The sequence below is a fragment of the Chryseobacterium vietnamense genome (genome assembly GCF_031454475.1).
GTDB classification, from domain to species: Bacteria; Bacteroidota; Bacteroidia; order Flavobacteriales; family Weeksellaceae; genus Chryseobacterium; species Chryseobacterium vietnamense.
In genome coordinates this window covers 186,883-202,742 of the sequence record NZ_JAVDQX010000004.1, presented here as the reverse complement: position 1 = coordinate 202,742, position 15,860 = coordinate 186,883, and the positions used below count along the sequence as shown (strand labels likewise).

The window sequence follows — 15,860 nt, the reverse complement described above, 5'->3', positions numbered from 1 at the left end:
ATTATAATTCCTCATCAATTTTAAAGTTAATAGCTTTAGAATACTCATTCAAATCAATAGCTGCAATAGTTCCGATTGTTTGTTGCAAGTATCTCATTAGTTGTAAAAAGAAAGTTACTAATGACTTATCTGATGAACTAAAGGTTATAGATTCGAATTTACGGTTTGAATAAAAGTTTGTTATTCTTTCATTAAAATCTGAAATTTTAACGTCTTCATCGTTTTCATAATCAACATAAAAACACCCTGTTTCTACAGAACATCCTAAATCAATAGATTTTAATCCTTCTAAAGACTCAATATGTTTCTTTATTGTATTTTCTTGAATAGCACTGGCACTTGTTAAAATTCCTCCCAAAATTTTCGTTAAACTTCTTGGCTCAAATAATCTTCCTCTATCTATAATATTAGTTGAAGTTCTATGTAATTTCCTAACACTTTCAATTTTATCTCCAGCATATTCAATATATGCTTTATTTAATTCAGGTTTTACTTCGAAAACAGCATATACTCCCTCTGCAGGAATGTAATGTACACCATTTTGTGTAAAAACAAAAGGTGTATAATGTTGGTCGTAAATAACTAAATCAATTTGGTCACTTAAGTTACCGTGGCAATCAATAACTATTGCTTTATCAACGCAATATCTATTAGGTAAATATTTTTTCAACCATTCAATCCAAGTATTTTCTAAAGAATCTCCTTTTGACACAGAATGCTCAATAAATTCTCTATTAGTATTTAATTGAGCTAACATCTGATTTTGAAGGCCATTAAATAAATCTGCAATTTTAATCTTACTACTCATAGTTATATAATTTTTTGTTTTTGTAAATATAAAATTCGGGATGAAAATTTCGTTCAGAAATTTCTGCTATCATCATGATAGGTGAATCATTATTAATATTTTTGTTTGCTGCAATTTCTGCAATAGCAATATTATCTGTTGTACTTGGTTTCGCAGGAGAATTAGGATGTGAATGCCATTCGCCTACATAAATTATTTTACCATTTGATTTTTCAAAAATTGACGTTAGTTGATCATTCAATGAACCAGGATGTCTTACGAATATCGTTTTGCCACTTTCAAATTTATCTGGAATTAAAACGTCACTTACAAAAATTACATTTTCATTTTTAAAGCCAATAAAAATTCCTCCAAATTCATTAGGATAATACTTTTTAAGTTCTCCCTTAATTTTTAATTCAGCATTTAAAGAAAAATACAATTCTGAATTTGATTTTTGTTCTCTATAGTAATAAAATGAATCTACTAAAAATTGATTCAAGCCCATTGAATTAGTTCTATTAATAATGAAATTATCTAAAATGATATCGTTATCTATTTGATTATTAATATTAACGATGGCAATATTTAATAAAGTATTTATTTCATTATAATTTGCTTCAAACGTTGGATAACCACAACCTGCGCCTTCATAATATGATGGTGCTTCATTTCCCGTAAAATCGTATAAATTTTTAGTATGTTTTGTGATATTTTCTCCACTTACGCATACTAAGTTTTTTGCCTTATTTGTAATACTAAGACTAAATATTTTCCCTTTAAAATTAATATTATCTAACAAATATGTTATTTCGGTATCCGTTGAACAATCAAAAATATAATCGAAAGCTTGATTAAATTGTTTCTCCATTTCGGAGAAAACATTCGCTTTTACGGGTATACTTGTGATATTAATATATGGAGAAATATTTTGCAGTTTGTTTTTTAAAGCAAGAACTTTTCTTAAATCAACATCTTGTAAATCATACCTTGCTCTACAAATATTGCCAGTTTGTACAGAATCAAAATCTTCGATAAAAATACTTTTGCAACCACCTCTTACTAATGTTTCAGCAAGAGAACTCCCCAGGGCTCCACAGCCAATTAATAAAATCCTTGAATCAGTTAATTTTGAAGTTAGCTTTCCTCTTCCAAAAAACCTATCATAGTTTGCGTTAGTTGTTGTTCCCCAAGAGATTAAAGTATCATTACATATGCCAATGTATTTTTGATTAGATCCATCTCTTTCATTTACAGGAACAAAAACACTATCGATAGGCAATGCATTTTTAGGTATTTTAATTAAATCCCAATGAATTTCATAACCAACTTTATTAGGAATTTTGTAACCTATTAATATGAACAATTCATTTTCAAAGAAGAAAGCTTTATTTAATTTTTTAAAATTATCATACAGATTCTTGATAAATTCTTTAGGTAAATAATTTTGAAGCTGAGACCAAGTTTTTACACCTTTCCTTCGAATTCCATCCTCTATTAATGGCTCAGATTCAATATAGACCCATAACCCCTTATTGGGATTTTTCTTTAGTAGACTTGAAAAATTGGAAGACCATTTATCTTCATTTTCTTTATCAAATCCTATTCTATAAAACGTTTGTAGTATATCGGTCTTTTTATCATCATATACATTCGGGAGTTGATTATTAGAAAAACAAGAGTAAGCAAATACTCCGAAATCATCTTTTTCAAATTTTTTCTCATTATCAGAAAAAATAAGATTTGATTTTTTTTCTCCCAAAATATTATGAATCAAGTATGTGTAATTATCATCTTCTTTATTTAACAGATAGTAATCCTTAATCCATTTCTTTAATCCATAAATTTCACTTTTGAACTTACGCTCAAAGTTATCATCTTTATCTGGGTGAAAGCATACTGAACCATCATTATTAATATGGGTTATACCTATTAAATCAGTATTTTTAAAAATAATCGAGATATTATCTGCGTTAGGAAGAGTTAGAGGATAATTGTATGGTATGCTTACATCAAAGTCTAATGTAATGTCCAAATATTTTATCTTTATCTTACCTGTATAAAAATAAAAATCAACTTTTCTAAAGGATTCTAATATTTCAATTTCTTCATATGCTTGAAATAATTTTGTAATTCTTTCCTCCAAACTATCCAAATTTATTTGTATTTAAATAAGATGCAGAATTATTAGAATTTGTCTTTTTATCTTCATCTTTATAATTTTCATTTATTGGGAAATAATCTTTTATCTTATCAGAATCTTCATCAATTTCCTTTATTGTTTTTCGCATATCGGATTTTGTTGTAGATTTAGCTGAATCACTCATTGCATCTGAGATAATATTACTTGAATTAGCCGGATCTTTTAAATCGTTAATCTCAATATTATCTGCTATATAATTCATAACTAACTTCACTTTTTCCCAAAGTCCAAAAGGTATATTATCCGAATTTTTATCAAAACATTCTTTCGTATAAAGTTCCATCATAAAGGATTTAATTAATTTACCTCCTTTTTGTTTTTTACGTTCAGTCTTCCAGACTTTCAAAAGTCTGGCAACCTTTCTTTCATGCTTGCGATTTTCCCCTTGTAATAAGCCTACATGCTTCTTTATATTTGTTTTTACTTTTGTTGCGCCTTTTTCATCTTCTTTTAAACTTTTCTCATTGATATACAAACTCAAATCTGTATTTCCATCAGTGTTGTAATTACCATGATTTGGTCTTTCTCTTCCTGGTACAACATCCATATTAAAATCTTCGCCATCAATATCAAATAAAAGTCCTATAGAGACTCTTTGTTTTCTTACCTCCTTAAGATCATCATCTTTATACTCCTTTTTTAAATAGTCATAAACAGCATTAAACATTTCTGAAAGACTCTCAAAACCTTGTTGATTAGTATTGTTTTCTTTTTTCAGAAATGGAATGCAGCAATCAATATCAAACTTAGTGTTGATTGCGGTATTTTTTGCATAAGAACCTGAATCTACTGAATTACTTGCTTTTTCTTTCGAAAACTTTTCATTCAGTGCATTTTTAACTTTATTTTTTTTTGACACAAATTTGTCAATCGACTTATGCTTTTCAATTTTATGAGTTTCTAATACTTCGTCTAAATGTTTTTGTTTGTCGGTCGCCATTAATTTAAAATTTACATGATTATTGAAAATCAGCACAATAAGAATACCACTTCATGTCTTTGTCAAATTGGCATACAAAATAAATTTAATGTGACATTTATTGCATAAAATGAATCACTACACAAAATATACTGACTTTAAGGGAGCAATAGAAAACTTTTTACAACAAGTTCCAAAGTCAGGAAAGTTTAATAAACAAAAAAACAGCCTTAAAAAAGGCTGTTTTTATATTTTAAACTCAAAATTCTTAAAATATGATTGTATCTACTTCCCAATACAAAACTTAGAGCTCATATTAAACCATTGTTTATTAGTTTGTTATAGTTTTCGAGGGACGAATGGGTCACACAATAAATTTAACCGTAATAAACTGTTTCAAAGATAATTATATTTTAATGTCAAACCAAATCAAATACAAATTTCAAAAAAAATCTATCAGAAAATTTTTGAAATTGCTATCACACACTACTTACTAGTTCCAAATTAGGGATAATTAATATTTTTGAAGTTTACTTTACTGTTTCCCATGTTTTTATATAAAATATATGGTTTATTTTTAGCTATTGTTTAAGGTAGAATTAATTTTCTTCCAAATATTTCCCATCATAATTATTTATTTTAAATTCTCCATTTAAGTTACACAACCGATGATAGAAACACTGCTATATATTTCAGTGAACAGAAAAACGGATCTTGAAAAGATTTTAAAAACAGGCAGAGGTCGAAAAAATACTTAAGAATTTTGAGTTCCACCTTCATCTATATGGTGACCAGCACCATCTTAAGCTAAACGCTTACCTTGACCAGATAGCGAATGCTTTGGATAATTATGAAGTAAGAATAGCTTTGTTATCTGAGTTTGCCATTTTTTGTGTTTCTCGGAGACAGACTGTTATTGTAGAAATGATTTAGGAGTAGAAACCATAGTAAAATCCATAACACCTCTCGGAGGAATGTTAAAGGTAGTGGGGCAAGCAAAAATAGTTAGACCACGAAAAACCACCTATGTAGGAGATTTTATTTTTCTTTATTATTTCAAATTGCATCTAGTTTTATTACAAAATAGTGTTCGATTGTTTTTTGAGCTTTTCTGCACATTGTTAAAAGATCATTTCTGGATGTCTTCTCGAAATTAAAATCATCCTCAGTTTTAACAATATATTCAGTTACGATTTCAATATTCATTATATTGATTTCTGTTATATCGCTTTTCAGCTTTTGTTCTTCTTTGAAGAAAGGTATTTTGTGAAAAATAGAATTGTTAAACTTAAAAAGATGTATTGTTTTCACTACAAGAATATTTAATATGATGAAAATTTTTGAAACCTATTTAATAAGTTTATCTTTCATTTTTCTATTGATCCATTTATTGGATAAAGTATGTTCTGACGGTCGTGGCAACATGCCTGCTGAAAGTATATATAGTAGGCTGTTCCAAAAATTATTTTTTCTATAGAATTCATGACTGTAGTTAGTTAATACTTTTAAGTATTCGTGTTCATATTTCTTTGCTTCCTGTAATGTGTAATTTTTCGGAATATCTTTAATAATATCCATAGTGGTTTGGTTAAAGATTTTAGGCGAATATTTTTCTATAAAGTCCGATTCAAGCTTGCACATACCAATAAGTGGAATGAATAAAGAAAAAATTTCATCATAAAAGTTACAAATACCTGTTTTCCATGATAACCTTTCTTCTTCCGGTAAAATTTGGATAGCCAAATGGATGAGTTTTTTATGGCTTGCTTCCAGCTCATCTGTATAGGTTTTGTTTTGCTTCCAGAATATGAGTGAATTGATTTTATTTCTTTTAATAATATTCTCCAATAAATATTCAAACTGTATTCTAATGTATTTTATACTGTCGCTTAGATCTTCTAATACAGACTGCCACAGATTATGCTGGCTTAAACTGCAATGAGTACTAAATACCAATCTTGATTTGTTATTGAGAATCTGTAATTCCTTTAACATGCGCAGAACTTCCTTCGTGTCTCTTTCTAAGGTGATGTTGGTATTTCTGATGTAAAATAAAGAAACAAATTGTGAGTAATAGGCCCTTCTTGAAATATTTTTTTTATTTCTGAGTCCCAATTTGTTCTTTGGATGATTAGTCAGCTTTTTCATTGGGGGTTATTGTATATTATTTTTTTTACTGTCCCTTTTTCAAAGGATTTTTGCTGTCTTATAAGGGAAATAAGATATTGTCTTAAATCTCTGATCGTAATATTTTTCTCTGCAAAAGAAAAAAATAATGGAGTTTCGTCTAAAAGGTCATACAGTTCAGGAAATTCTTTTTGAATCTCAACTGTTTTTTTTAATATCTTTTTTGTTAAAACTGATATGGTATCTACATTATTCATAGCCGCTTTTTATTATTGTTACGATCATCTTAAAGCGTTTATTTCCTTTTATAGAATGAGATATATGGCCAGGAATAATGATGCATTCACCTTCTTCCATAAAATAAGTAGCTCCGTCTATAATAATTTCTGCTTTACCTTCAATAATTTGTGCAACAGTGTCAAAAGGAGAAATCTTTTCAGATAACCCTTCTTTGTCATCAAAAGATAAAACACTGATACTGCCGGTCAGTTTTTCCATTATTTTTTTGCTGACTACAGAATTTGGAATGTAATCTACAATCTGGCTGGTAATATATACTTTCGATTTTTCAAGTTCTCTATGATTCATCACATTGGGTTTAAACATAATAAGAGTAGATTGTATTGTAAATAAAAGGGACAGAACTGTCTAATATTCCATCCCTTTTCCATAAAACTTTTGATAAATATATCTTTTCATTGGTTTTAACTGTCCTTGAAAACAATTTATGAAAGATTGATTTCTTTGATAATATTGAGAACTTCTTCACGGTTTTTTCTTAATCTGTTTCCGATTCTTTCCAGCATTTCCCTTTCTTTACCTTCTTCAAGCTTCAGATCGTGGTCCGTTAATGTTGAGAATTTTTCTTTCAGTTGTTTTGACTGCTCAATCCAGGCTCCAGGAGTTTTGAAAAATTTGTTGCCTTTGTTTTGGTTTGTGTCCATACGGTGGATTTTAGTGTAACTTCATTGCTACCATACAAAGATGGGTGTTTAATAATCTATTGTATTACAGATTGTTTCTTTTATGTTGCACATATCACACTTTTACAAAATACCAGCTTGTTTTGAGCATCTGAAATCCAGTCATTTATAAGCTGTAAAAAGTTAGTGACTTTGACGAAGTGACGAACATTATTGAGTCTTAGGAAATGATTACAAACTTAAAATATGACTATATAATTCCAAATAAGTGATTGATTATTCGTACCTTGCTGAATAACTACATTGAACTGATGATCTAGACTCTTAATTCCGGCATATTCTCTTCTTTTCATCATTTAATATTTCCGGTATATCTCATCTCTAGTCTGCTTCAAATCATTAATAAAACTGTTTTGAAAAGGAAAATATAAATCTATTGAATTTTTCCAAAAGACCATTCAACTGTAAAAAATATTATTATTTTTATGAATATTAAAAAATATTTATGGATGTGGACTTTTTTAGTTCCTATCCTTGCGTGGCTTTCGTATGTTGGAAATTCTGTTTTTTCTTCAGGGTATTATTCTGTGATTCTTACTTTATTTCTGATAGGAAGTGTTTTGGCTGCAGTGTATCATTCCGAAGCCATTGCCGATCGTTTGGGGGAGCCATTCGGAACTTTGCTTCTGGCATTTGCCATCACGGTCATAGAAGTAGGACTTATTATTTCTATCATGATGGGAGCAAAAGGTTTAGAAACCATTACCCTTGCCAGAGATACGGTTTTTGCAGCAGTGATGATAATCCTTACCGGAATTATTGGGAGCTGTATTGTCATAGGTTCCTTAAGATACAGAGAACAGAGCTTTACATTGCAGGGGGTAAGTACGGCACTCATTACGCTTACCTCCGTGATTATTTTTGTGCTTATTCTGCCTAATTATACGATAAGTCATCTCGGAGGTGAATATACATCCTTTCAATTGCTTTTTATTGCCTTGATTTCTTTAGGACTTTATCTTGGATTTACTATGATTCAAACGTTTAGACATCGAAGCTTTTTCATTTCTCCAGAGAATAAACTGTCCAAAAATCAGCCTGTACAAGATAATCATGAACTGATTTCCCGAAAACAATTGTATATCAGTTGTATATTGTTACTATTATCCCTGGGAATAGTCGTTTTACTGGCAAAGCTTCTTTCAAAGGATGTTGAGCATATAGTGGTTTCCGCAGGTGCCCCAAAATCTCTTGTAGGGATCATTATTGCAGGTATTGTTCTTCTTCCGGAAGGACTGGCTGCATTCAGAGCTGCAAAAAGTGATCAGATCCAAACCTCATTAAATCTGGCTTTTGGTTCTGCTTTGGCAAGTATCGGACTCAGTATTCCCGCCATAGCCATTATATCTGTAATGACCGGTATAAGAATGACATTAGGGATAGATATCAAATCAACCATACTTTTAGGCCTGTCGCTTTTTATTATTACCGTTTCACTGGCAACGGGCAGAACCAATATTATGCAGGGAATTGTACTGATCGCTATATTTTTAATTTATCTTTTTATCACAATCGTACCATAAACCTATTTAGCTGTGTATTATATAGCTTGATATATACTGAAACAGCCATCTTTAGTTCATATGATGTGATGGTTGATATAGAATATATTTCATCAACTGAATCCATAAAAAAAACTTTTGAAGACTCAGGGAAATAATTTTTCCTTACCAAACAGACCGTTCTTATAATTAACCACTATTGGAAATCAAGCTTGAAAAGAAGTATTCTGAAAATAAGAAAAGATTTTGCAATAAAAATTATTTATTAATATGACTAAAAAATATTACTTCCAAGATAAAAGTCAGAACATTATATCAGAAGATCAGTTAATTGGAAAAAAGATGGATGATATAGAACCTTTTCTTTTTGATTATCAGTTACAAAAATTGCATACAATAGAGCGTGTTTATATCTTGAAAAAAACATTTTTCGGAATATTTAAAACAAGACTATATTTATATCTTAGTGAAGATATAGTATATAATTATGCTATTCAAAAAACATAAAATATTGTTATACTTTTACTATTATTCGCATTATAGTTTAATGTTAAAATTCAATTTCTTGTTTTATTTCGCATTGATAATCTCTGAAAGCTATGATATTATATTTATTGTCGCCGCACTGCAGAGATCCCTTACGTAATTGTTTAATCATATCCTTCATTATGAAAATTTTATATCCCGCACTAAACTTTTTATTAAGAATTCAGCAGGGTCAGAGATCTTTCGAAAATATTCAAAACAACCTATACTTTCTTATTCTATACTTTTATTATTATAATTGGATTGCTTGATAATAATAAATAAATTGGCTGCTTTCTTTTGGCTACCTACGGGTTTGCATAATTATTGCTAATTGTCCACTTCAGTTAGTAATTACGATTTCCTATACAAAAGTCATTAGACCATTATAAATAGAATCGCAAATTTTGTATAATAAAAAAATCCTATTATGTGTGTTGTAGAGATTTGATCGCAATCATATCCGCGAAAACACCATATAATAAATTTGTGAAAGTTTTATTAGCCTCCCTAATGCCCTATAATGGATTATATAACAAAAACCCTCCTTTTTAGGGGAGAGTCAATTGTACTAATGAGAATGTACAACTATTATGAACAATAAATGTATGTGTTAATCAATTGCATTTATATGCTGCAAGTCATACGATTCTATTTATATTTGTTGTATATGTAGTAGAATTAATACAGTTATTTTAACTCTTCTTAGGAAGGTTTTTATGAATAACTTTTTAATGCGTCATTTTTGTGGTAATATTTAGTTTTCTCTGCAAGAAAGTTATAAATTGCTATGACTTCAAATTCCAGTTTTAAGGAATTTGGAAATATTTGTTGCCTTAATGATTTGTGTTCTTAAGGTGGAAATTTAGTATAACTTAGTTGCTATAGTACAAAGTTGGTGTCTTATAACCTGTTGTATTACAAAATGGTTTTTATTTTACAGCTATCACACACTGTATAGTGTCCGCAATCTTTTTTTACTGACAGATTCATGTTTTATAAAAAGAAAACCATTCTGTGTTTTTCTCATAATCGTATGAATTTAGAGCTGGAAAAAGAAGAATGAAGTCTCAAAGATCATAAACCTTAGGTCTTATTACAGAGATGCGGATAAATGACTGACATCTGTATTTGATCAGCAGTTTAACTGTTGGTTGGAATTACGAATAAACAAATACTTTACAGACTATTGTCAATAATCTTATACTTACTTTCATTACAATGTATTACAACATTAATTATGTTATTACTTTTTAAAACAGAGCCTTGCCATGAGGTAACTGACTGTTGATTCTGCTCCCTGATTGAGATTAACATTTTTCTCTTCAAGCCCATCATAACATCCGCCTGTTGCAGGGTTATAAATAATCTGATGTAAATGATTCTTTCCTAAAAACCAACTAAAAGCATTTCTCATCATCTGCAAGTATTTTTCATCCTTAAAAACCTTGTAGAATGTAGATAAGGTTAGTATGGTATAAGCAACATCGATAGGCTGTTCACCACCAATTGATTCAGGACTTTTAATCGTTTCTTTCTGCAGCCATCCTTTGTTGGATATTACTTTAATGCCTCCCTTACTAAATGTTTTAGAAAGCAAAAACTTGAATGATTCATTGGCAACCTGTTTATACATTTCGTCCTGGGTCGTAATCCACGCACACAATAAAGCTTCAGGGAGTACGCTGTTTCCGTAGGTCAGGTAGCTTTCAAACCAATGCCAGTCTTTATGTTTCTCATGCTGATACATTTTTACCAGTCTGTTAGCCAGCTTTTTCAATAATGGAATATTGTTTTCAGAGTTTTGATAATGCAATCCCTTTATAATAAAAGCCATTGCACGGGTAGAATGAATTTTATCAATAGACGGAAGACTTTTTTCAATGATAGACTCTGCTTCATCAGAAAACAGTTGTGGTAAGATTGCTTTTATAGAAAGAAGGTACCCCAGTGCCCAGATTGCCCTACCATTGGAATCTTCAAGGTTGGTTTCGTAGTTCTGTTGTGCAAATTCCTTGTCTTGATTTACATAATTGAGAAAACTACCATCTAGTTGTTGACAAAACCTTATTACATTCAGGTAGGTTGAGATTAAGTCAAGATCAGATTCATCTCTGCTTACTTCATAATGTCTGCAGGCTACAATCAAAGCACGGGCATTATCGTCCAAAGTATACCCGGAATTGATATCAGGTTTGTTGATTTTAGAAAATTGGATCATTCCAAAATTCGTTGTCATATTTTTGATATGGCTAAGATTGATGATCGGGAATGTATAGTGTAATGTCATTTTGTCATTGTTGTATTGTTGAAATAATAAGGCGTGTGAAATAGATGAATTCTCCCAAGCTGTGGGAGCCATTTTTTCCAGACTATTTGATCGTAATTTTTCCTGTGCGGTTTCATTTTTCAATAATGTATTCACGGCAGCAGCAAGCTGTTCCGGAGCTTCAAAATCAATAATAATTCCCAGATCTTCATTTAAGACTTCCACAGCATGAGGAATAGGGGTAGAAACAATAGGGCATCCACAGCTGATGGCATAGGAAAAAGTACCGCTTACTGCCTGATTTCTGTCTTTTGTAGTGAAAAGATAGATATTGGTAAGCTGAAGATAATCTAGCAACTCATTCAAAGGCAGATATTGGTTGATAAAGTACGTATGTTTTTCCAGATGAAGCCTCCTAATAGTATCCTGTAAAAAATCACGGTACTTTTCTCCTTCATATTTAATGACTCCGGGATGTGTCTTTCCGATAATCAGAAACATAACATCCGGATTTTGGGAAATGATTGCAGGCAGAGCTTCTAAAGAGGTTTCAATATTTTTCCCAGCACCCAGTAAACCAAATGTTGAAAGTACCTTTTTATCTTTAAGTCCGTATTTTGTTTTCAGTGAAATTTTATCTATAAATGGAAGCAAATGGGTACCGTGGGGTATCACTTTAATTTTATCAGATGAAATATCATAATCATTGGTAAGGATATCCGCAGAAATACCGGTCATGACAATAATGGATTTTACGAAACTGCTGATTTCTTTTACTTTTTCTTTTAATTTGGGATCAGGTTTCGGCAGAACAGTGTGAAAAGTAATGATGAGGTCTTTCTGTAAATTTTGAAGGAAAAGGAGTAATCCGTCTTGGGTTTCGTTGAAAAATCCAAATTCATGCTGGAGCATAACCAGTTGAATCCTGTCATTTTTGTTGATTTTATCAGCCAGCTCCAAGTAAGATATGGCATCGGATGTATTTAAGCGATATGCTGGATCTGCTTCATATTGATAATGCTCATCCTCAGTTTCCATCGGGCAGGTAATGATGCTAAATGATTCTCTGAATTTTAACTTAAGAGATTGTATCAAATCCTGACAATAGGTTGCAATACCGCACACCTTAGGAGGAAAAGTACTTATAAAGATAATTTCAGGTTTATGATAAAATGTGTTTTTATTACTTTGTACAGATCGTCTTTTTGTCTTTTCCTCCACGTCTGATTTTATATTTTTATTCATGATGATATCTGTTTTAAAGTCTGACATCCTGTATTGAATAGTCAGTTATGGTGTGTACCGTAGTAATTCTTTCAGTAATTCTGAAATACTTAAAGAAGCAACAGCAATTCTTTTGTCTGCTGCTCCATAGTAAACATGGAGTGTATCTCCTTCTACGATGGCTCCGGTAGGGAAGCAGACATTGTTTACTTCTCCTTTCTGCTCCCATTCTTCTTCGGGTTTGAAAAGAGGATAAGGAAGTCTTGAAATTTCCTTTTCGGGATTATCAAGATCCAGTAGGGCAGCACATGCGCTGTAAACATATCCTTCAATAGTATCATGTACGCCATGGTATATCAAAAGCCACCCATGCTCGGTTTCTATAGGGGGACATCCTCCGCCAATGTAGCTTACTTCATGCTCATATAGGGGAGATAATATGATATGATCTTTAAAGTGAAGGAAATAATCTTTCCAGAAATCAGGATTCAGATCTTCAATGTTTTTTATACCTACAATTTGAATATCGGGTCTTATGCGATGAAGAAAATAAAGCTTACCGTTAATCCTTCTTGGGAAAAATATCACATTTTTATCCCACAGGAAGACATCTTTATCCTTTGTAAGAGTAGGGGGGAGTTTGTTGAAACGTCTGTACTTTTCTGCTATTTCACCTTGTGACTCCGATAAAAATCTAAACTTGTTGTATGGAATTTTGGGAACAATTATGCCCTTTTTTTGCCATGACGTAAGATCCTCCGATACAGCAAGTGTTCCCAGTGCATTAATCCCGTCATAACTGGTATAGGTAAGATAAAACAAATGATCGATTTTTACGATTCTTGGATCTTCAACACCATGTTTTTCGTATTCAAACTCGGAGATGATAACCGGCTTGCTCAACCGGGTTTCTATGGTCTTATAATCTGATAGTATACAGTATCCGATACTGGAGAAATTATTCTTTGCAAGAGCTCTGTAAAATAAATGTATTTTTCCGTTATCCTTAACAACTGCGGGGTTTAAAACACCTTCACTCTCAAAGTCTAAAGTCGTTTTTCTGAGTATAATTCCGTCTCGTTTTACAGATACCATTCAGTTTACGTTATTTCGGGCTTCTTGTTCCTTTCCTCTTCGTTTACTCATTTTATCCTCTCGTTTCTCTTTTGCGGATTTTGCGGGTGGAGTTTTATCTGATTTCTTTTTTCCGTCTTTTTCTTTTGACATTGTAATTTTTTTTGTTACCTGTAAATTTCAATCATTAAAAAAGGAAAGCTTTGCAATTGTCTTTTAATTTGTTGTATAAATCATAGATATTTCCGATTTAATAGAGTAACTTTGAGTAAATATCTGTTAATGAAATGATTGGCAGTATAAATAGTAAGGGGGATGAAGTTGTATATAAAATATATGGTAAGTTTGCGCTGCAAAATGGTTGTCCATCAGGAATTGGAAAGGCTGGGCATTAAAAATGCTATTGTAGATTTGGGAACTGTAGAATTATTGGATGATATCAGCGTTGAACTAAGACAAATTCTAAAAGAAAACTTACTTAAAACAGGGCTTGAGATATTAGATGATAAAAAAAGTATCCTGATAGAGAAAATAAAAAATGTAGTCATAGAAATGATTCATTATTCAGATGCACTCCCAAAAGAAAACTTCTCAGATTATATAAGTGAAAAATTAGGATATGATTATACCTACCTTGCGAACACCTTTTCTGAAGTGAAAGGAATGACCCTGCAACATTTTATCATTATTAATAAAGTGGAAAAGGTAAAAGAACTGCTGTTGTATGACGAACTGAATCTTACAGAAATCTCTTATAAACTCAATTACAGCAGTGTGGCTCATCTCTCTAACCAGTTTAAAAAGATCACGGGGCTTTCTCCTTCATTTTATAAGCAGTTGAAACAAAGGCGTCTTGGAAACCTGGAAGACTTATAAAAGTGGGATATATGTAAGATTATTCCAGATATATATAGTGCAGTCTATACTGAAACGGCCATCTTTGTAGTATAATAATCAGGAATTTATCAGATCCATTAAAGTTTATATCACTATAAATAATGCAAATTTTAGACTGGAAAATATAGCGAGCAGTTGAAAGTATACATCGTACATAATGCTTGTCTCTGGTATTAGAAAACATTGTAGTAAAAAAGACTGGGGAAAACGAATATACACCATGATAAAATTAATAGACTTACGGATTCTCAACTTTAATAATGAGCTTATTAAAATCTCTATAAAATAGGTAAATCTGTTTTCAGAAGGTTTTAATTAATTAAGGATAGGAACCTCTGGTTTCTGTCCTTTTTAATCCTATTGATATATAATACATTTCATCAACTGAATCCAAAAAAAAATCTGTTTGAACATTCATGAGTAACCACCATGTTTATATATAAAACAGACTTTCTTATTATCACCTTAACACTAACAGTCATGAAAACAATACATCTTTTTCAATTTAAGAATTCCATTTCCCGAAAACCTCCTTTTTTTAAGGAAGAATGCAGATTAGATAATTTAAATGATTTAATGGCTTATGATCTTATGAACACTGAAAAAGTGACTGAGTTCATTATTGAGGTTCATGATGATTTTATTTTTGAGGATATGACCAGGGAAGATCTTTTATCAATGTGCAACAATGCCAAGGAAATGATTGAGCATTATTTTGTAACGACCATGAATGACTATGACGTTATCTGAGCATTGATTTCAGTAGTGTAAAAAGCTTTTTATATTAACATTAAATATCAGATGCCATGAAATTTCAGCAAAGTTTACTTGATTATATCAGTACTTCACTCATTACAATGAATGAAACGGTTTCTATAGCAGAAAGTGTAACCTCGGGATTAATACAGCTGGCTTTTTCCCAGATGCCTAATGCAAAACTGTTTTACAAAGGAGGAATAACGACTTTTACGGTACCTGAAAAAGTTAATTTTTTAGGTATCAACAGGATTGAAGTTGAGGAAAATGGCTTTGAAACCCAAAAAATGGCAAATACAATGGCTGTAAAGGTCGCCGAGTCATTTGGAACAGATTGGGGAATTGCTTCTACTGGGTATGCGTCATCTGTAAGAAATTCAGGCTTTAAAGTGTATTCATTTTGCTCATTCAGCTATAAAGGCGAGATTGTTCTTTCGAAACGTATAGAACTTCATGATAAGACTTATGCATTAGATTCGCAGTTGTATTATACTGAATTCATTTTAGGGTGTTATAAAAGCGCACTTAATCAAATATTAATTTAAGAATATTCATTTATTCTCAGTTCAAAGGAGTATATTTCATTCTTTTATT

14 protein-coding genes are annotated in these 15,860 nt (G+C 31.1%); 4 read left to right on the top strand and 10 right to left on the bottom strand.

Features of this window, described 5'->3' with window-relative positions:
* Position 1 precedes the first annotated feature (1 nt).
* The 7 genes from J2786_RS17995 to J2786_RS17965 all read right to left on the bottom strand — a co-directional run bounded on the left by J2786_RS17995 (position 2) and on the right by J2786_RS17965 (position 6,980).
* The gene (locus tag J2786_RS17995; RefSeq protein WP_047433805.1) at positions 2–808 is read right to left on the bottom strand and encodes a DUF6602 domain-containing protein; all 807 of its coding nucleotides are present in this window, start codon (positions 806–808) and stop codon (positions 2–4) included.
* On the bottom strand, positions 801–2,933 hold the full coding sequence (locus J2786_RS17990) for a ThiF family adenylyltransferase (RefSeq protein WP_156121545.1): 2,133 nt from the start codon (positions 2,931–2,933) through the stop codon (positions 801–803). The genes J2786_RS17995 and J2786_RS17990 overlap by 8 nt, the downstream gene beginning before the upstream one ends.
* Before the next feature lies 1 nt (position 2,934).
* Complete coding sequence (locus J2786_RS17985) at positions 2,935–3,930, bottom strand: SMODS domain-containing nucleotidyltransferase (protein WP_047433800.1); 996 nt, start codon at positions 3,928–3,930, stop codon at positions 2,935–2,937.
* A gap of 1,326 nt (positions 3,931–5,256) precedes the next feature.
* Positions 5,257–6,057: a hypothetical protein gene (locus J2786_RS17980; protein WP_310026239.1), complete on the bottom strand. Its 801-nt coding sequence runs from the start codon at positions 6,055–6,057 to the stop codon at positions 5,257–5,259.
* A complete protein-coding gene (locus tag J2786_RS17975) occupies positions 6,054–6,293 on the bottom strand; it encodes a hypothetical protein (RefSeq protein ID WP_310026237.1) in 240 nt (79 codons plus the stop codon). Before J2786_RS17975 ends, J2786_RS17980 begins: the two co-directional genes overlap by 4 nt.
* Positions 6,286–6,624 carry a cupin domain-containing protein gene (locus tag J2786_RS17970; protein ID WP_310026234.1) on the bottom strand — a complete coding sequence of 113 codons (339 nt, stop codon included), beginning with the start codon at positions 6,622–6,624 and terminating at the stop codon, positions 6,286–6,288. The genes J2786_RS17975 and J2786_RS17970 overlap by 8 nt, the downstream gene beginning before the upstream one ends.
* Positions 6,625–6,761: 137 nt before the next feature.
* Entirely contained in the window at positions 6,762–6,980 is a 219-nt protein-coding gene (locus tag J2786_RS17965) for a hypothetical protein (RefSeq protein ID WP_047420497.1), read from the bottom strand.
* 464 nt (positions 6,981–7,444) lie between these two features.
* On the opposite strand from J2786_RS17965, the gene J2786_RS17960 reads away from it, so the two are divergent.
* Positions 7,445–8,542 (top strand): calcium:cation antiporter, encoded by a 1,098-nt coding sequence (locus tag J2786_RS17960; RefSeq protein WP_310026231.1) that lies wholly within the window; start codon positions 7,445–7,447, stop codon positions 8,540–8,542.
* A 1,750-nt stretch (positions 8,543–10,292) separates the two neighbouring features.
* On the opposite strand, the gene J2786_RS17955 is transcribed toward J2786_RS17960, so the two are convergent.
* Genes J2786_RS17955 through J2786_RS17945 form a run of 3 tightly spaced genes read right to left on the bottom strand, consistent with a single transcriptional unit; the run spans position 10,293 to position 13,766 of the window.
* Positions 10,293–12,560, bottom strand: coding sequence for a glycosyltransferase (locus tag J2786_RS17955; RefSeq protein WP_228451458.1), 2,268 nt, complete (start codon positions 12,558–12,560; stop codon positions 10,293–10,295).
* Between the two features lie 45 nt (positions 12,561–12,605).
* Positions 12,606–13,634, bottom strand: a complete 1,029-nt coding sequence (locus J2786_RS17950; protein ID WP_142716674.1) for a glycoside hydrolase family 130 protein — start codon at positions 13,632–13,634, stop codon at positions 12,606–12,608.
* On the bottom strand, positions 13,635–13,766 hold the full coding sequence (locus tag J2786_RS17945; RefSeq protein ID WP_255522113.1) for a hypothetical protein: 132 nt from the start codon (positions 13,764–13,766) through the stop codon (positions 13,635–13,637). It lies immediately after the preceding gene.
* Between the two features lie 162 nt (positions 13,767–13,928).
* Between J2786_RS17945 and J2786_RS17940 the strand changes: the two genes are divergently transcribed.
* The 3 genes from J2786_RS17940 to J2786_RS17930 all read left to right on the top strand — a co-directional run bounded on the left by J2786_RS17940 (position 13,929) and on the right by J2786_RS17930 (position 15,811).
* Positions 13,929–14,489, top strand: coding sequence for a helix-turn-helix domain-containing protein (locus J2786_RS17940; protein ID WP_198424141.1), 561 nt, complete (start codon positions 13,929–13,931; stop codon positions 14,487–14,489).
* A 501-nt stretch (positions 14,490–14,990) separates the two neighbouring features.
* Positions 14,991–15,260, top strand: a complete 270-nt coding sequence (locus J2786_RS17935; RefSeq protein WP_052186224.1) for a hypothetical protein — start codon at positions 14,991–14,993, stop codon at positions 15,258–15,260.
* A gap of 56 nt (positions 15,261–15,316) precedes the next feature.
* A complete protein-coding gene (locus J2786_RS17930) occupies positions 15,317–15,811 on the top strand; it encodes a CinA family protein (protein ID WP_047420509.1) in 495 nt (164 codons plus the stop codon).
* Positions 15,812–15,860: the final 49 nt, after the last annotated feature.